Raw genomic sequence first — 15,626 nt, forward strand, 5'->3', positions numbered from 1 at the left:
CCTTGAGCCGAAGGTCCCAGGGCACTCCTGTCCGCCCACTACCCTGGTGTCGTGACCATTCGCCTGTACGACACCAGCGCCCGGCAGATCCGTGACTTCACCCCGCTCAAGCCGGGCTGTGTCTCGATCTACCTCTGTGGCGCCACCGTGCAGGCCGCGCCGCACATCGGGCACATCCGCTCCGGTCTCAACTTCGACATCATGCGCCGCTGGTTCGACTACCGCGGCTATGAGGTGACGTTCATCCGGAACGTCACGGACATCGACGACAAGATCATCACCAAGTCGGTCGACCAGAACCGCCCTTGGTGGTCCATCGGCTACGAGAACGAGCGCGCCTTCACCGACGGCTACACCGCCCTCGGCTGCCTCCCGCCGACGTACGAGCCCCGCGCCACCGGCCACATCACCGAGATGGTCGAGATGATGCGCGGTCTCATCGAGCGCGGACACGCCTACGAGGCGGACGGCAGCGTCTACTTCGACGTCCGCTCCTGGCCCTCCTACCTGGAGCTGTCCCGGCAGGACCTCGACGAGATGCGGCAGCCCGCCGAGGAGGGCATCACCGGCAAGCGGGACCCGCGCGACTTCGCGATGTGGAAGGCCGCCAAGCCGGGTGAGCCCGACTGGGAGACGCCGTGGGGCCGGGGCCGTCCGGGCTGGCACCTGGAGTGCTCGGCGATGGCGCACAAGTACCTGGGCTCCGCCTTCGACATCCACGGCGGCGGACTCGACCTGGTCTTCCCGCACCACGAGAACGAGATCGCCCAGGCCAAGGCCTACGGCGACGAGTTCGCCCACTACTGGGTGCACAACGCCTGGGTCACCATGAGCGGCGAGAAGATGTCCAAGTCGCTCGGCAACAGCGTCCTGGTGTCCGAGATGGTCAAGCAGTGGCGCCCCATCGTCCTGCGCTACTACCTGGGCACCCCGCACTACCGCTCCACCATCGAGTACAGCGAGGACGCCCTGCGCGAGGCCGAGTCGGCGTTCGCGCGCATCGAGGGCTTCGTGCAGCGCGTGGTGGAGAAGGCGGGCGTCGTCGAGCCGTCCGCCGAGGTGCCGCCCGCCTTCGCCGAGGCGATGGACGACGACTTGGGCGTCCCGCAGGCGCTCGCCGTTGTGCACACCACCGTCCGGCAGGGCAACAGCGCGCTGGCGGCCGACGACAAGGAAGCCGCCGTCGCCCGCTTCGCCGAGCTGCGGGCCATGCTCGGCGTCCTGGGCCTGGACCCGCTCGACCCGCACTGGGCCGGCGAGACCGACCGCGGCGAGGACCTCCACGGCGTGGTCGACACCCTGGTCCGCATGGTCCTCGACCAGCGCGAGGCGGCCCGCTCCCGCAAGGACTGGGCCACCGCGGACGCCATCCGCGACCAGCTGGGCCAGTCGGGCCTCGTCATCGAGGACAGCCCGCAGGGGCCGCGCTGGAGCCTCGGCCCGCGGTAGCACCGCGTTGATCGATTGTGCCGCCCGGGCCTCCGGGCGGCACACTGCATAGACGTACGTACGAACACTTCACGACAGACAGGTAGGTCATGGCCGCGAACAACCGCCGCATGTCCGGCAAGAAGGGCGCGCAGGTCGGCAGTGGCGGCCAGCGACGCAAGGGTCTGGAGGGCAAGGGCCCGACCCCGCCGGCCGAGATGCGCAAGGGGCACAAGAAGAACCGCATCGCCACCGCCAAGGCGAAGCAGGCCGTACGCCGTCCCGCGCCGCGCGGCCGTGGCGGCAAGGCGTCGTCCGAGCTGGTCGTCGGCCGCAACCCGGTGGTCGAGGCACTGCGCGGGGGCGTCCCGGCCTCCACGCTCTACGTCCAGCAGTTCATCGACAACGACGAGCGCGTCCGCGAGGCCCTCCAGCTCGCCGCCGAGCGCGGCGGCATCAACCTCATGGAGGCCCCGCGCCCCGAGCTGGACCGCATGACGAACGGCCTCAACCACCAGGGCCTGGTCCTCCAGGTCCCGCCCTACGAGTACGCCCACCCCGAGGACCTCGCCGACGCCGCCGCCGAGGAGGGCGAGGACCCGCTGATCGTCGCGCTCGACGGGGTGACCGACCCGCGCAACCTCGGTGCCGTCGTCCGCTCGGTCTCCGCCTTCGGCGGCCACGGCGTCGTCGTCCCCGAGCGCCGCGCCGCCGGCATGACCGCCGGTGCCTGGAAGACGTCCGCCGGTACGGCGGCCCGCACTCCCGTCGCCCGCGCCACGAACCTCACCCGCGCCCTGGAGTCGTACAAGAAGGCGGGCATCGTGGTCGTCGGTCTCGCCGCCGACGGCGAGGTCGAACTCGGCGACCTGGAGGCCCTGGGGGGCCCGGTCGTCATCGTTGTGGGCAGCGAGGGCAAGGGCCTGTCCCGGCTCGTCGGCGAGACGTGCGACTTCCGCGTCCGCATCCCGATGCCGGGCGGCGCGGAGTCCCTCAACGCCGGTGTGGCGGCCGGAATCGTCCTGTACGAGGCGTCCCGCCGACGCGGCTGAACACATGTCCGTTGCGTCACCCGTGCGGGGTAATTCTGGTGACAGTGGTGCGACCTGCGCATCTTTGACGGAGTCCGGACAGATCCGGCCGGTCAAGGCAGTGTCCTAACGTCACGTCACTCGGTTAGTTGAGTGTGGACACCAGAACACCCCGCACACCCACGGGGGACCGCTCGTCGGGATACGACGACGCTCCCGCGCTGAGCATGGTGAAGGTGCCGAGCGATCCGGCGCAGATCATCGTCAATCACGCGAGCTTCCGCGTGTTGTTGGGCGCGTCGACCGGGCGCACCAAATCCCCGCGCATCGCACGGCACTTCAGCGCCACCGAGGACACCGCCCGCATCCCCGTCGTCAACGCGGCCGCCAGAGCGGGCGCGGCCCCCGGCGCCCGCCGCCGGGTCTCCGTCTGGAACGGCACGTCCGCGCCCGACGACACCGGAGCCCACCGGCTGCTCCAGGCCGTGCGGGACGGCAGCGTCCGCCACGGCGACGAGCCGGTCCCCGGCGGCGGGGGCACCCAGGTCATCCCACGCGTGGCGGTCGGCGGCTATGACGGCCGCTACGAGGGTGGTTACGACGACGCGTTGGAGCAGACCGTCGAAACGCCGCTCGTGGGCGCGCAGCGCACGCACGAGTCCGTCGAGACCCGGCTCCTGCCCCACATGCGCACCGTCGAGAGCGCCTACGACGATCAAGTGCCGTACGACGGGGAAGCGGCCTACGACGACGGCGTCTTCGAGGAAGCCGACGGGGCGGCCGAGACCGACACGCCGCTCAAACGGCACGGCGACGACCCGGCGCGGCACGCCTACTACCCCGGCCGCCGGATGAACCTGGGCGTCGTCCTCCTCCCCCTGCGCGTCTTCCTCGGCTTCATCTCCATCTACGCCGGCATGGGCAAGCTGTGCGACCCCGTCTACTTCGACGGTGGCAAGCGCGGCTCGATGGTGAAGTGGCTCAACACCCTGCACCCCTGGGAAGTCGCCGAGCCGCTCCGCCAGTTCGCTCTCGAACACCCCATCGGTTCCGGCCTCGTCATCGCCTTCTTCCAGGTCATCGTGGGCGTCCTCACGGTCCTGGGCTGCTGGCAGCGGGTCGCGGCCGTCGTCGGCGCCCTGCTGTCCGCCGCGCTCCTGGTCACCGTCAGCTGGAAGAGCGTCCCCGTCTACGACGCCCCTGACATCATCTACCTCGCCGCGTGGTCCCCGCTGATCATCGCCGGCGCCCCCGTCTACTCGATCGACGGCCGCCTCGCCGGCATGGCCTGGCGCCGTCTCGGCCCCCGCTCCGACATCTGGGAGCTGCGCAGCTACGTCCTGCGCCGCGGCGCCCTGATCACGGTGATCGTCACCGGCCTCACTCTGCTGGTCGGCTCCCTGCTCGGCGGTGCCGTCCGCGACGCCGACCGCGTGGTCGTCCCCGGGCCCGGTGAGGCGCCCCGCAACGAACTGCCCGGCTCGCCCCTGCCGCAGGAGCCCGACAAGCGTCACAAGAGGACGCCGTCGGCCGCCGACTCGCCCACCCAGGGCGCCACGTCGGGCGCGGCCACCCCGTCCGGTGCCGCGACCACGCCGGGCGCCACCAGCGACGCGGGCAGCGTCGGCGCCGGTATGCCCAGCCAGACGCAGGGCACCGCGGGGCAGGCCCCGCCGCAGCAGTCCACCCCGGCCGACCAGGCACCCAGCACCAGCACCGGCCCGACCGGCGGCCCGTCCTCCGGCGGCGGCTCGACCGGCGGGGATTCCTCCTCCGGCGAACCGGGCCTCGTGGGCGGCCTGTTGGGGTAGAGACCTCGGCAGGCGGCCCACCGGCCGACACGCACAACAGAATGCCGAGTACGACGACGATGGGCCCCGGAGACGATTCCGGGGCCCATCGCCGTGGGACGCCATGCCGCCCCCTGCGGCTTGCCCGGCGCGGCGCCTGAGCGGACCCGTTGCGGTCGCCCCCGGCCTTTCCTCGCCCCCGCCGCCCCTACCCGTCCCACCTCCAGGGGCTCCGCCCCTTCGACCCCGCCAGGGGGGGGGCTGCCGCCCCCTGGACCCCCGCTTCGGCCCTGAAGGGGCCTCGTCCTCAAACGCCGGACGGGCTGACCAATGCCGACCGGCGTCGATGGGGCGCGTACCCCCGCGGCGCCGCAGTCGCCCACGGCGGGAAGGGGACGTGTCGGGGGGTGTCCGCCCGCAGTGGCCGGCGTCAACGCGCGGCACCTCTTGGCCTAAGGGTGCCGCCGGTCCGAGGACGGACACCCCCCGGCGCGGCCCCGCCCCACAACGCAACCCAAGGCGCTACGCGCACCCCCACCCACCCGCGCAGGCTGCCGCAGGCATCGCACCCGCCCCACCGCCGGAGGCGTCAGCGGCCCAGCGCCGCCAGTTCCTTCGCTGCCTCCGTCAGGTCCTTCGCGGTGTCGATGGCCCGCCAGTACGCGCCCTGGGGGATCGGGAAGCCGGCCAGGCGGCGTTCTCGGGCCAGGTGGGGGAAGGTGGTGCGTTCGTGGTCGCCGCGTTCGGGGAGGAGGCCGGCGAAGGCGGGCGAGAAGACGTAGACACCCGCGTTGATCTCGAAGGTCGACGGCGGGGACTCGATGAAGTCCGTGATGTGGCCGAAGCCGTCCGTCTTGACCGCCCCCCACGGGATGCGCGGCCGGGCGAGGGCCAGCGTCGCGACGGCATCGCGCTCGGTGTGGAAGTCGGCCATGTCGCGCAGCGAGAAACGGGTCCAGATGTCGCCGTTGGTGGCGTACCACGGCTTGTCGGGGTGCGGCAGGTGCGCCGCCGCGTACTTCAGTCCGCCGCCCCGGCCGAGCGGCTCCGTCTCGACGACGGTCGTGACGCGCACCGGGAGGTCGGCCGTCTTCAGCCAGTCCTGCAGGACCTCGGCGAGGTGGCCGCAACTGACCACCACGTCCGTCACGCCCTCCTCGGCGAGCCAGGCGAGCTGGTGGCCGATGATCGGCGTCCCCGTGCCGGGGATCTCGACCATCGGCTTGGGCCGGTCATCGGTGTACGGACGCAGACGGGAACCCTGGCCCCCGGCGAGCACGACGGCTTGAACGGGGCGGGACGCGGCGTTCGGATCAGTCATGACCGAACTGTACGCGGCGCCCCGCTCGCGGCATTCGCCGACAACCATTCGTGAATCAGCCGTTACGGTCTGGAACGGAAGTGTTCCTCTGAGCAGCTGTTCTGAACGGTGGCTACCTGTGCGCCGCCGCCACGCCCGACGCGAAGGCGGTGTCGCAGACCGGGCGGGCATACGACTGCGCCCGCGTCGGACCGTACACGCGCACCGCGGCGCGGCCAAGGGCGCGGGCGATCGAGGCACAGTGCCGGGCGAGCGACGGGCGCTCGTTGACGGCCTGCTGGAGGTGGGTGAGGGCGACGCCCGGGTTCTTCTCCTGCAGCTCGGTCAGGAGCCGGTCGCGCAGCACGTCCTGTGGGGCGCGCGGAGCGGTGTTCTTCGCGTCACCCGCGGTTGTGACGTCGGTCGCGGCGAGCACCGAGTCCGAGGGGTTCCCCGACCAGTTGACCCGGGTGACCGCGAGGGTCCCGGAGAGCACCAGGACGACGGGCAGGACGAGGGCGAGAGTGCGGCCGAGCTGGCGGGCGGGGCCCCGGTGGCCGCGTCGTGTCTGTTGGGTGGTGGAGTGCTTCACGCGAGTGAGGGTAGCGTTCGGTACTGATATGGCGACATTTAGTCACCGGTTCGGGGGATGAAGCAATGGCCTTCCCTTGGTCCTGTGTTGACGTACAGCGCTCGAAATGACCCGGTCTGCCGGGGTATTTGTCGACAACGAAAAGGGCCCCGCAGCGCTCTGCGGGGCCCGCTTCGTCAACCTGGGTGAATTACCCGGGGTTGTACTGCCTCTGTTCGCTCTTCAGACGCGCCCTCAGTCGGAGAGCCGCTCACCCGTCGAGGTCGAGAACACGTGGGTCTCGCCGGACCGCGGGACGATGTGCAGCGTGCTGCCCTTCTCCGGGACGTCACGGCCGCTGACGCGGACGACGAGGTCCTTGGACTCCTCGCCGACCTTGGCGGTGCCGTAGACGTACGCGTCGGCGCCGAGCTCCTCGACCACGTTGACGGTGACCGCGAGGCCTTGGTCCGACTCGGCGCCGGCCACGTCGAAGTGCTCGGGACGGACGCCGACGGTGACGGTCTTGTCGGGGGCGGCGGCGAGCGCGTCGCGGTCGACGGGCACCACCGAGTTGCCGAACTTCACACCGCCGTCGGTGATCGGCACCTCGACCAGGTTCATCGCGGGCGAGCCGATGAAGCCGGCCACGAAGAGGTTGGCGGGCTTGTCGTACATGTTGCGCGGGGTGTCGATCTGCTGGAGCAGACCGTCCTTGAGGACCGCCACGCGGTCGCCCATCGTCATGGCCTCGACCTGGTCGTGGGTGACGTAGACGGTGGTGATGCCCAGGCGGCGCTGGAGCGAGGCGATCTGCGTACGGGTGGACACACGGAGCTTGGCGTCCAGGTTGGACAGCGGCTCGTCCATGAGGAACACCTGCGGCTCACGCACGATGGCGCGGCCCATCGCGACACGCTGGCGCTGACCGCCGGAGAGCGCCTTCGGCTTGCGGTCCAGGTACTCGGAGAGGTCGAGGATCTTCGCGGCCTCCTCGACCTTCTGGCGGATCTCCGCCTTCGGCACACCGGCGATCTTGAGCGCGAAGCCCATGTTGTCGGCGACCGTCATGTGCGGGTACAGCGCGTAGTTCTGGAACACCATGGCGATGTCCCGGTCCTTCGGCGGCAGGTGCGTGACGTCGCGGTCACCGATGCGGATGGCGCCGGCGTTCACGTCTTCGAGGCCCGCGAGCATGCGGAGGGAGGTGGACTTTCCGCAACCGGACGGGCCGACCAGGACGAGGAACTCCCCGTCCTCGATGTGGATGTCGAGCGCGTCGACGGCGGGCTTCTCGGTGCCCGGGTAGATCCGGGTCGCCTTGTCGAACGAGACAGTGGCCATGGTGAATGGGCCCCCTTCTACCGGCAGGAACGTGCCGGACGATCCGTTGTAGGAAGGTGGTTGGTTTAGTCCACACGTGTGGACTGGATCTGGACGCTACCTGGCGTTCGCCCGCTCTGTCAGTACCCGGAGGCATGTGAACTTCGCGGAAATTTTCGACAGGGCCTCCCCGGAACCTGGGTACACTGCACGGGCGCGTGCGCATCAGGCGTGTGCAGGCCTCCTTAGCTCAGCTGGTCCAGAGCGGCTGTCTTGTAAACAGCAGGTCGTCGGTTCGAATCCGACAGGGGGCTCCGACAGCGGGGATCACCCCGCCGCAGTGGGCGCGGCAGTAGTGAGCGCCACCATGTGGCCACGTTCCGCCCATGGGCCGCTACTGCCCGCCACCGGCCGCTTCGGCCTCTTCCCGATGCCTGCGGGCACTCCTTCTCGGCTTCGCCGATGCAACCCCCTACGCACCATGTCCCTGATGGGACACGGGACATGGACCGGCATGGAACCGTGTCGCTACTGCTAGTGTTCGTTCCGTCACAGTGGGCAATCAGCCTCAATGTACATGTAGTGAAAGAACCGAGGGTTCCATGCGCAAGCTTCAGCAGGTCATGATCGTCGCAGCGGCGGCCGGCAGCCTGGGCGCCATCGGCGCCGGTACCGGTGTCGCCTACGACCGTGCGCCGCACGTCTCCGACCTCTACCGCCCGTACCAGGAGTGCAGCCCGCAGACGGTGGCGGAGGGCAATGTCCCGCTCGCCGTGCTCGGTCTCTCCGAGACGTTCGACACCACCTGCGGCCAGTTCAACAACGCCTTCACCGGCTGAGGTCGCCGGCGTAGTCGTGCGCGACTCCTTCCGCGGGCCCCTTCGGGCTCACCCCCGAAGGGGCCCGTTCACGCGCGGATGCCTGGGGGAGCGAGAGTGCTGCTCCGGCCCGTATGCGTGCGCGACGGCCTTCAACTCCGGTGCGCCGTCGAGTCGTTGCGGGCACTCTGCCCCGGCGCCCGTGAACCGCACGACCTGAACCTCGAACCCTCGGCGAGAGCAGGCTGCCCGGCGGTGTTCCGGGCGACGCGCTCGGCGCCGAGCGTCCGACGGGCGCCCCGGCCGAGCCGATCGGCTCGGACACGGGCGCTGCGGCAACAGTGCTTTCAGCAGGTCGGTCCTTCCCTTCGTAAGCGAAACGGCCCCGAACGGCCCGGACATGGGTCTGATGCCGGGGCCGGTCTCTCCGACATCCCACGGCGCGGCACGGCGGTTCGCGGTGCGCGGCGCCCGGGCACCCCTCACAAAGGAGACGCAACACATGTTTAACGGAAAGAAGATCGCGGCCGTTGCGGGGCTTCTCGGCGGCCTCGCCATGACCTGTCTCGGCGTCGGCCAGGCGTATGCCGCGGCGAGCCCGCTCGCCTGCACCACCGACGCCCAGGGCAACACCGTCTGCACCCAGCGGCTCACGGGCGAGACGACCGAGGGCGAAGGGTTCGTCGTCCGCCGGTCGATGAGCTGCCAGCCGACGCAGCCGCTGACCCTGCCCGCTCCCGGTCTCATGAACCACGGCAGCATCAAGATCGGGCCCGAGATCACCTGTGCCAGCACGTCACCCGACGACTCGGAGAGCAGCGGCAGCACGGAACCGCGCCTCGGGCAGCTCGGTTTGCCCATCTGAGTCACCGGACGGGGCCTGACGGCTCCCCACCTCTCGAACAGCGGATGGCCGGACCAGGCCGACCTGGTCCGGCCATCCGCTGTTCACGTATCCGCGCGGCAAATGGGTGACCGCCTCTCGCTGCCCGTTACTCGCCTTCAGGGAAATGTCGTTTCCCTCAAGGAGAACGGTGCGGGCGACCCGCCGCGGCGCCGACTCCGGCATTCCCTTCACGTCCATGGCGAGCCGGACGGAAGGGTTCTTCGTCATGAGCCGACACGACACAGAGAAGGGCCATAGATCCCAAATTGCTACGGATTAAGTGTATATGCTCACATTAAGTAGTCAGCCAGGGCGTCACGCCCGGGAAGAAAGGGTCAAACTATGCGCAGGTTTCAGCGCGTTGCCGTCGTAGCCGCCGCGATCGCGGGTCTGTCCGCCATGGGTGCCGGTGCCGGCACCGCCTTCGCCCACGAGGACGACTGGGACGGTCAGAACGTCACCGCGGTGGCCACCTCGACGGCCAACGCCATGGGCGTCTGGGGTGCTCCGCACGACAAGGGGCACTCCGCGCCGGCTGCTGCTGCTCCGCAGGCTGCTCCGCAGGCCGCCGCCCCGCAGGCTGCTCCGCAGGCCGCGCCGCAGCCCGCGCCGCAGGCCGCGCCGGAGTACATCGGCTACGGCGAGTACGCCGCTCCCACCACCGCCACCAACTAAAGAAGAAGTGCCGAGGGTTCGATGCGCGAGTTTCAGGGCACTGCGGTTGTCGTCGTGACGGCCGCGGGGCGGGTGGTTCCGTAATCCGCGCCACAGTGGGCCCCTAGCGTTGCTCACCGCCTCCGAATGTCACGACAGGCGCATCGACATCCGTCGGAACACCGTTTGCACGCGCACGATCTGAATGTCCGTCTGCTGGGCCAGGTCGGCTGCTCAACGGTGTGCTGGACAAACACCCTTAGCAAAGGCAGCCCGGACGCGCAGTAAACCCATCAGGGTGCGCGGCCGGGCTGCACCAATGCCGTCGTCGAAGGAAGCAGCACATGACCGGTCGACAGAGGATCGCAGCCGTCTCGGGGCTCCTCGGAACTCTCGCCGTGATCTACAGCGGTGCCGCGCAGGCACACGCCGATGAGCCCAAGGGTGCATGCAAGATCTCCGCCCAGGGCGACATCGTCTGCATCAAGAAGAGCGAGACCATCCGCAAGGACAAGAAGGGCAGGTATGTCATCAAGCAGAAGCATGACTGCCAGACGATCGAGCGGCCGCGCCTCATGCTGCCCGACGACAACCTGGTGAACGGCAAATCCGTTCATGCCGGGCCGGTTGTGGACTGCTCGAACAAGGCGAAGCTGCCCAAGGGATACAAGGCGCCCAAGGCTTTCAAGGTGCCCAAGTTCAATTTCTGAGGCGGGCGAAAAATGCCGGACCGGGAGCTCTCCCGGTCCGGCATTTTCTGTTTTTGCGGGCGGCGGTCGGCCGATAAAACCCCCGGTGCCCCGGCCTGTGGCCGGGGCACCGGGAAAGGATTTGGCTTACGTCACGGCCTAGAAGGCGCTGTTGTTGCAGCCCATGTCCGAGCCGAGGCCGGTCTGCTGTGCGCCCGGGTTGCCCTCGCCGTTCAGCAGGTTTCCGCCGAGGCCGTTGGCGACGCCGACCTGGCCGAGGATGTCCACGTTGGCGTCGTGCGACTTACAGGTGGTGCTCTGCAGGATCTTGATGCCCGTGCCCTTCTGGCCCCAGCCACCTCCGTCGGCGTGGGCGGCGCCGGCGCCCAGGAGCCCGACGCTCCCGAGAGCGGCGACCAGGACGGCGGCCTTGCGGAGCTTCTGCATGTTCATCTCCGGTGGAGTGAAGTGGGTGCGATCTGAAACAGATCGACTTCGTACGATTACGGAGGCTAATAGGAAATATTCCAAAGCAATCGAAGGCACGCCGAATTGAAAAAGTCACACTATTCTGGCTGATTGCTGCGTGAATTGCATTTGGGGGCCTACGGAATCGGGTCGAAAAGAAGGGTCCCGGCGTCGAGCCGGAGCTCGATGCCGGGACCTGTTTCCCGCTGTCGGTCGCCCGTGCGACCGCCAGTGCCTAGAAGGCGCTGTTGTTGCAGCCCATCGACGAGCCGAGGTGGGTGTCCTGGCCGCCGGCGTTGCCCTCGCCGTTGAGCGCGTTGCCCAGGAGGCCGTTGAGGATGCCGACCTGGCCGAGGACGTCGAGGTTCAGGTCGTGCGACTTGCAGTGGGAGCTCTGCAGGACGCTGAACTTGCCCCCGTCCTTGCCGCCGTGGCCGCCCTGGTCGGCGGTGGCGGTGCCGGCGCCCAGGAGTCCGACGCTGCCGATGGCCACGACCACGACGGCAGCCTTGCGAAGCTTGTGCATGTCATCTCCGGTGGGAGTGAGGTGGGTGCGATCTGTGAAAGATCGACTTCGTACAGTTATGGGAGATTAATGTGAAATATGGCGACATGTCTCGGCGACGCGCCGTGACTCGTGATCTCGTCGCGGAAGCACCCGGAAGCCGCATCGCGTAAGCCGGAAGCGGTATCGCGTAAGAACGCGCTCCGTTTTTGTGTGCGCGGTGATCATGAAAAGGCGCGTGCGGGGAGTTGTCGCCCGGCTGTCCGGCAGCCGTAAAGGGCCTTATAAAAGTGCTGTTCATGGCGGCCCCTTGAGGGCCGCCTGTCGTCTCCCGCGGGGACCGCGCGACGGGTCCGGGTGAGGGAGGGGCGCCGGGTCCGCGCGGGAGGGGGGAGCGCACGGCGCTCGGGGGCGGTCGTAAGTCGCCCGGAGAACGGCGGGGAGGAATACGGGGGATGGCGGAACAGGCGCCGGTGGGTCGGCTGCCGCTCGGTGTGCTCAGGCGGGCGGCCGGACATGTGCCGTTCGGCAACAACGCCTCGGTCGCCGCCCGCCGAGCCTCAGTCGGATCACCCGGAGCCGGGAGCGGTGGTCAGCGCACGAGCCAGGTCTGCTGCTGGAATTCGCCTCAGCGGCTGGAGCGGGCGTGGGCGACGGCGTTCGCCTGGCTGTTGGCCTGGTCGCAGTCGACGCCGGTGCTCTCCGCGGCGGCGAGCACGGCGACCGGGACGGCCGCGTTGAGCAGGGACTGCGGGCTGCACTCCTGGTACGGGCGGAAGAGGTTGCTCTGGTTGAAGTTCTCGGTGTGCCCCGCCGGCTGAGGGGAGATCTGCGGGCTGATCTGCGGGCTCAGCATCGGGCTGACCTGCGGGCTGACCTCGGCGCCCCGCTGGGGGGCCGACTGCCGCTGCGGAGTCGAGGTGCCGGAGCTCTGCACGGTGGCCTGCGTGCGGCTCCACGAAGTGGCCTGGGCGTCCTGCCGTGGAGCGGGGGGCGGGGCAGCACCGTTGTATCCGACGGGAGCGTCGGCGACGCTGGGGCCGACGCCGATGGCGGACAGACCACTGGCTGCTGCTACGACGAGCGCGACGTGCTGAAGCTTGCGCATGGAACCTCGGCCTTCATTGACCTGTGCATGGAACGTATGGAAAACCTGTGAGCCAGTGCAGCCGTTGCCGCTGTTGCCGCCCTGCGCGGTTGCGATGGGTCACCGCTCTGGCCTGTGGGGAACGAGGTAAGTGGCGCCCCAGTCACGTGAGTCGGGGCGTGGTCACCCGTTTGCCGAGTGATTCACATCCACCGGAAAAAGAACCGGTAATACGATCGATGGCAATTGAGTGACGGGATTTCGGATCCCGTGACCTGGCCGGTGAATTGTCGTTGCCAGCGGGGAGAGGGCAGCGATCAGGTCAGAGAGAGAGGCAACGGGATCCGCTGCCGTCTTCGGCGTGAAGTCCACATGACAGCTCAGGCATTACCCCTGTAAGGGCGCAGTACGAATATCAGACTGAGCGCACGCAAGACTGCACTGAATACAACGGATTTCCCTGCACAGGTAATGAAGGGCCGAGGGTTCCATGCGCAAGCTTCACAAGGCCGCGCTCGTCGTAGCAGCGGCCGGCGGTCTGTCCGCCATCGGCGCCGGCGTCAGCGAGGCCGCCGAATATCCCGTCGGGTACAGCGGTGCTCCGGCGCCCGAGTACCCGGCGCCTCACTACGCGGCCCCTGTTCCCCAGTACGCGCCGCCGCAGTACGCGCCCGCACCTCCTCCGCAGTACGCGCCGCCGCAGTACGCGCCGGCACCTCCTCCGCAGTACGCGCCGCAGTACGCCCCGGCACCCGCGCCCCACTACGCGCCGCCCCAGCAGAGCGCGGCGGAGGCTACGGCCCGTTCGACGGGCACCGCCCACATCTCGGGTCCCCACTCGTACGCGCAGTCGGTGCCGCAGGCGGCTCCCCCGGCTCCGGCCCCGGCTCCCATGCCCGCCCCGGCCCCGGCCCCGGCTCCCGCCCCGCAGCCGCAGGCCGGTTACGCCTCCGCCTCGGCCGCGTCGGGCGGCGCCGCTCAGGCCTCCAACTCGCCGCACGCCTCGCAGCCGGCCGCCCCGCACCCGGCCTCGCAGGTCGTGCCGCAGGTCACCCCGCAGACGGCGCCGCAGGTCATGCCGCAGGTCGCCCCGCAGGTCCACGCTCCCCAGGTCTTCAACCCGGAGCCCCCGCCGCGGGTCGCGCCGCAGGTGAACCCGCAGGTGAACCCCGAGGTGAACCCGCTGATCAACCCGCTGATCTCGCCGGCCAGCGCGCCGCAGGTGCCCGGGCTCGGCCTCGGACAGGTCGCTGCGCCTCCCGTGGGTCAGCTGGGCCTGCCCCGGGTCGGCTGAGGGCTTGGCCGTAAGCGTCCACCGTCTCAACCCGATCCGCTGCACACCACATCTGCTCGACAACGGAGAACAAATGCGCAAGCTTCAGAAGGTCGCCCTCGTGGGGGCCGTCCTCGGCAGTGTCGGCTCCCTCGGGGTCGGCACCGCCCTCGCCCACGGTGAGGCGGGGGCCCACGACCTCGACATCACGCAGGGCATCGAGTGCCGCTCGCACGACATGAACATCGATGTCCTCGGCAGCGTCGGTCTCGTCAACGGCCTGGCGGGCAACCTGCTGAACGGCGAGGGCTCCCCGGGTGCGCAGCCCAGCCACCTCGGGTCGGACATGGGCTGCAACAGCCAGGCACTCAAGTAGTCCGTACGAAGCGTTCGGTTCGACGCCCGCTCCACCATGGGGCGGGCGTTGCACTGTGAGGCATACGCGTTCAGTGAACTCGCGTAACCCTGCGTGTAGGGTGATTTCGTTGCCTTCCTGGACGGAACGGACAGCAAAGGAAGCGTATGGCGGCCTATCGCATGAGACTGTCCTGTGCCGACGAGATGCTGCTGCTCAACGGGTGTCCGGGAGTTGTCGGCCTGGCGGCGGTCTTCTCCGGCGAGCAGCCCGATGTGGGCCGGGTGCGGGCGCGCGTCGCCGAGCGGTGGACGGGGCTGGAGCGCATGAGCTGTGTGCTCGACCGTCCCCCGGGCAAGGGCGGGACGGCGCGGTGGGTGGTACCGGGTCCGTTCGATCCGGCCGCGCATGTCGCCGTGGCGCGGAACAAGTTGGACGACCTGTGGGCGCAGAGCGTGGACCGGCCGCTCCTCGACGGGGTGCCGCCCTGGCGGCTCTTCGTCGTCCCGGACGCGGCGCACGGCGGCGGGTTCGCGTTGGCGCTGGTCGCCCAGCACGTGCTCCTCGACGGGCGCTCCCTGGCGACGGTGATGCGCTCGCTGATGGACGGCCCCGCGGCGGTGCGGGACTCGGTCCGGCCGGCGCCGCTGCCGCGTACCGGGCTGCGCGCGGCGGCCAGGGAGCTCAGGGTGATGACGGCCGCGGGGCAGGCCCTGCCGATGCGGTCCGCGCAGGAGACGTACTCCTCGGTCGCGGTGACCGAACTGCCCGCGCACATGGTGCGGGCGGCACGCCGGCAGCCTGCCGACGGCCGGGGCGCGACACTGAACGAGCTGCTGGTGGCGGCGGTGGCCGGGGCACTGCGGGCCCGGTACGGTCCGATGCGGCGGTGGCGGCAGCGGGACGAGCCCGCGTACACGGCCGTACCGTGTGATCTGCGCACCCGGGTGAATCCGGGAGAACTCGGGAACACCCTCACGGTCGTCCGGGTTCCGTTGCCCGTCGACGTGGACGGTCCCGTGGCGCGTCTGCGGGCGTGTCAGGCCGCGATGGCCGCCGTGCCCGACCGGGCCGCCGTCCACGCCACCGTGCTGTTTCCGGCGGCGGAAGCGGTACGGCGGACGGGACCCTGGGTGACCCTGCTGCTGACCAACCGCGGTCGGCGCTCCTGCTTCGCGGCGACCGCGACCACCGCCATGAAGTGGCCCGGCGGTTCGAGCACCTTCCAGGACCGTCCGCTCGTGCGCACGGTCGGTCTGCCGCCCCTGCAGCACCCGGGCACGGTCAGCTTCGCCCTGGCGCAGGCAGGGGACGCGTACACGCTCACCGTGGTGTGCAACCTGCGCCCGGACGACGCGCGACGGATCGCCGACGCGGTTGTCACGGAGTTCGAGACATGGGCGCGGATGGTGACGCCGTCGGTGCGAGCCAAGCCCTGACGGCACCAG

At 69.8% G+C, this 15,626-nt stretch carries 16 protein-coding genes and 1 tRNA gene; 11 read left to right on the forward strand and 6 right to left on the reverse strand.

Annotated elements, in window-relative coordinates; translation table 11 throughout:
• Positions 1-51 precede the first annotated feature (51 nt).
• The 3 genes from cysS (at position 52) to AQI70_RS23595 (ending at position 4,270) form a co-directional block, all read left to right on the forward strand.
• On the forward strand, positions 52-1,449 hold the full coding sequence (cysS, locus tag AQI70_RS23585) for a cysteine--tRNA ligase (RefSeq protein ID WP_062153322.1): 1,398 nt from the start codon (positions 52-54) through the stop codon (positions 1,447-1,449).
• An 89-nt stretch (positions 1,450-1,538) separates the two neighbouring features.
• Positions 1,539-2,480 carry a 23S rRNA (guanosine(2251)-2'-O)-methyltransferase RlmB gene (rlmB, locus tag AQI70_RS23590; protein ID WP_062153324.1) on the forward strand — a complete coding sequence of 314 codons (942 nt, stop codon included), beginning with the start codon at positions 1,539-1,541 and terminating at the stop codon, positions 2,478-2,480.
• Between the two features lie 134 nt (positions 2,481-2,614).
• Positions 2,615-4,270 (forward strand): DoxX family protein, encoded by a 1,656-nt coding sequence (locus AQI70_RS23595; RefSeq protein ID WP_079051449.1) that lies wholly within the window; start codon positions 2,615-2,617, stop codon positions 4,268-4,270.
• Between the two features lie 568 nt (positions 4,271-4,838).
• Here the strand turns inward: AQI70_RS23595 and AQI70_RS23600 are convergent.
• From AQI70_RS23600 to AQI70_RS23610, 3 genes are all read right to left on the reverse strand, one after another.
• Positions 4,839-5,570 carry a nucleotidyltransferase family protein gene (locus AQI70_RS23600; RefSeq protein WP_062154097.1) on the reverse strand — a complete coding sequence of 244 codons (732 nt, stop codon included), beginning with the start codon at positions 5,568-5,570 and terminating at the stop codon, positions 4,839-4,841.
• 112 nt (positions 5,571-5,682) lie between these two features.
• On the reverse strand, positions 5,683-6,141 hold the full coding sequence (locus AQI70_RS23605; protein WP_062153329.1) for a hypothetical protein: 459 nt from the start codon (positions 6,139-6,141) through the stop codon (positions 5,683-5,685).
• Between the two features lie 234 nt (positions 6,142-6,375).
• Positions 6,376-7,464: an ABC transporter ATP-binding protein gene (locus AQI70_RS23610; protein ID WP_062153331.1), complete on the reverse strand. Its 1,089-nt coding sequence runs from the start codon at positions 7,462-7,464 to the stop codon at positions 6,376-6,378.
• A gap of 218 nt (positions 7,465-7,682) precedes the next feature.
• Between AQI70_RS23610 and AQI70_RS23615 the strand changes: the two genes are divergently transcribed.
• From AQI70_RS23615 to AQI70_RS23635, 5 genes are all read left to right on the forward strand, one after another.
• Positions 7,683-7,757: transfer RNA gene (locus AQI70_RS23615), tRNA-Thr, on the forward strand.
• 288 nt (positions 7,758-8,045) lie between these two features.
• Entirely contained in the window at positions 8,046-8,282 is a 237-nt protein-coding gene (locus AQI70_RS23620; RefSeq protein ID WP_062153333.1) for a hypothetical protein, read from the forward strand.
• 481 nt (positions 8,283-8,763) lie between these two features.
• Positions 8,764-9,126 (forward strand): hypothetical protein, encoded by a 363-nt coding sequence (locus tag AQI70_RS23625; RefSeq protein WP_062153336.1) that lies wholly within the window; start codon positions 8,764-8,766, stop codon positions 9,124-9,126.
• A gap of 363 nt (positions 9,127-9,489) precedes the next feature.
• The gene (locus AQI70_RS23630; protein ID WP_062153338.1) at positions 9,490-9,822 is read left to right on the forward strand and encodes a hypothetical protein; all 333 of its coding nucleotides are present in this window, start codon (positions 9,490-9,492) and stop codon (positions 9,820-9,822) included.
• A gap of 323 nt (positions 9,823-10,145) precedes the next feature.
• Positions 10,146-10,511 carry a hypothetical protein gene (locus tag AQI70_RS23635; RefSeq protein WP_244181819.1) on the forward strand — a complete coding sequence of 122 codons (366 nt, stop codon included), beginning with the start codon at positions 10,146-10,148 and terminating at the stop codon, positions 10,509-10,511.
• A gap of 138 nt (positions 10,512-10,649) precedes the next feature.
• Here the strand turns inward: AQI70_RS23635 and AQI70_RS23640 are convergent, their stop codons facing one another.
• The 3 genes from AQI70_RS23640 to AQI70_RS23650 form a co-directional block, all read right to left on the reverse strand.
• Positions 10,650-10,937, reverse strand: a complete 288-nt coding sequence (locus AQI70_RS23640) for a hypothetical protein (RefSeq protein WP_062153340.1) — start codon at positions 10,935-10,937, stop codon at positions 10,650-10,652.
• A gap of 256 nt (positions 10,938-11,193) precedes the next feature.
• The gene (locus AQI70_RS23645) at positions 11,194-11,484 is read right to left on the reverse strand and encodes a hypothetical protein (protein ID WP_004000207.1); all 291 of its coding nucleotides are present in this window, start codon (positions 11,482-11,484) and stop codon (positions 11,194-11,196) included.
• 607 nt (positions 11,485-12,091) lie between these two features.
• A complete protein-coding gene (locus AQI70_RS23650) occupies positions 12,092-12,571 on the reverse strand; it encodes a hypothetical protein (protein WP_004000209.1) in 480 nt (159 codons plus the stop codon).
• Between the two features lie 469 nt (positions 12,572-13,040).
• On the opposite strand from AQI70_RS23650, the gene AQI70_RS39245 reads away from it, so the two are divergent.
• The 3 genes from AQI70_RS39245 (at position 13,041) to AQI70_RS23665 (ending at position 15,617) form a co-directional block, all read left to right on the forward strand.
• Positions 13,041-13,844 carry a hypothetical protein gene (locus AQI70_RS39245; protein WP_062153341.1) on the forward strand — a complete coding sequence of 268 codons (804 nt, stop codon included), beginning with the start codon at positions 13,041-13,043 and terminating at the stop codon, positions 13,842-13,844.
• Positions 13,845-13,917: 73 nt separating this feature from the next.
• Positions 13,918-14,199 carry a hypothetical protein gene (locus AQI70_RS23660; protein ID WP_062153343.1) on the forward strand — a complete coding sequence of 94 codons (282 nt, stop codon included), beginning with the start codon at positions 13,918-13,920 and terminating at the stop codon, positions 14,197-14,199.
• A 161-nt stretch (positions 14,200-14,360) separates the two neighbouring features.
• Entirely contained in the window at positions 14,361-15,617 is a 1,257-nt protein-coding gene (locus tag AQI70_RS23665) for a WS/DGAT domain-containing protein (RefSeq protein ID WP_244181820.1), read from the forward strand.
• The last annotated feature ends 9 nt before the right edge of the window (positions 15,618-15,626 follow it).

The organism is Streptomyces curacoi (genome assembly GCF_001513975.1).
Taxonomy (GTDB): domain Bacteria; phylum Actinomycetota; class Actinomycetes; order Streptomycetales; family Streptomycetaceae; genus Streptomyces; species Streptomyces curacoi.

Bases quoted from the DNA above. Each gene is read 5' to 3' on its own strand.
- AQI70_RS23625 (WP_062153336.1), top strand. From the start codon at position 8,764: ATGTTTAACGGAAAGAAGATCGCGGCCGTTGCGGGGCTTCTCGGCGGC.
- AQI70_RS23635 (WP_244181819.1), top strand. From the start codon at position 10,146: ATGACCGGTCGACAGAGGATCGCAGCCGTCTCGGGGCTCCTCGGAACT.
- AQI70_RS39245 (WP_062153341.1), top strand. From the start codon at position 13,041: ATGCGCAAGCTTCACAAGGCCGCGCTCGTCGTAGCAGCGGCCGGCGGT.
- AQI70_RS23650 (WP_004000209.1), bottom strand. From the start codon at position 12,571: ATGCGCAAGCTTCAGCACGTCGCGCTCGTCGTAGCAGCAGCCAGTGGT.
- AQI70_RS23630 (WP_062153338.1), top strand. From the start codon at position 9,490: ATGCGCAGGTTTCAGCGCGTTGCCGTCGTAGCCGCCGCGATCGCGGGT.
- AQI70_RS23640 (WP_062153340.1), bottom strand. From the start codon at position 10,937: ATGCAGAAGCTCCGCAAGGCCGCCGTCCTGGTCGCCGCTCTCGGGAGC.
- AQI70_RS23665 (WP_244181820.1), top strand. From the start codon at position 14,361: ATGAGACTGTCCTGTGCCGACGAGATGCTGCTGCTCAACGGGTGTCCG.
- AQI70_RS23620 (WP_062153333.1), top strand. From the start codon at position 8,046: ATGCGCAAGCTTCAGCAGGTCATGATCGTCGCAGCGGCGGCCGGCAGC.
- AQI70_RS23610 (WP_062153331.1), bottom strand. From the start codon at position 7,464: ATGGCCACTGTCTCGTTCGACAAGGCGACCCGGATCTACCCGGGCACC.
- AQI70_RS23660 (WP_062153343.1), top strand. From the start codon at position 13,918: ATGCGCAAGCTTCAGAAGGTCGCCCTCGTGGGGGCCGTCCTCGGCAGT.
- AQI70_RS23645 (WP_004000207.1), bottom strand. From the start codon at position 11,484: ATGCACAAGCTTCGCAAGGCTGCCGTCGTGGTCGTGGCCATCGGCAGC.
- AQI70_RS23600 (WP_062154097.1), bottom strand. From the start codon at position 5,570: ATGACTGATCCGAACGCCGCGTCCCGCCCCGTTCAAGCCGTCGTGCTC.
- rlmB (WP_062153324.1), top strand. From the start codon at position 1,539: ATGGCCGCGAACAACCGCCGCATGTCCGGCAAGAAGGGCGCGCAGGTC.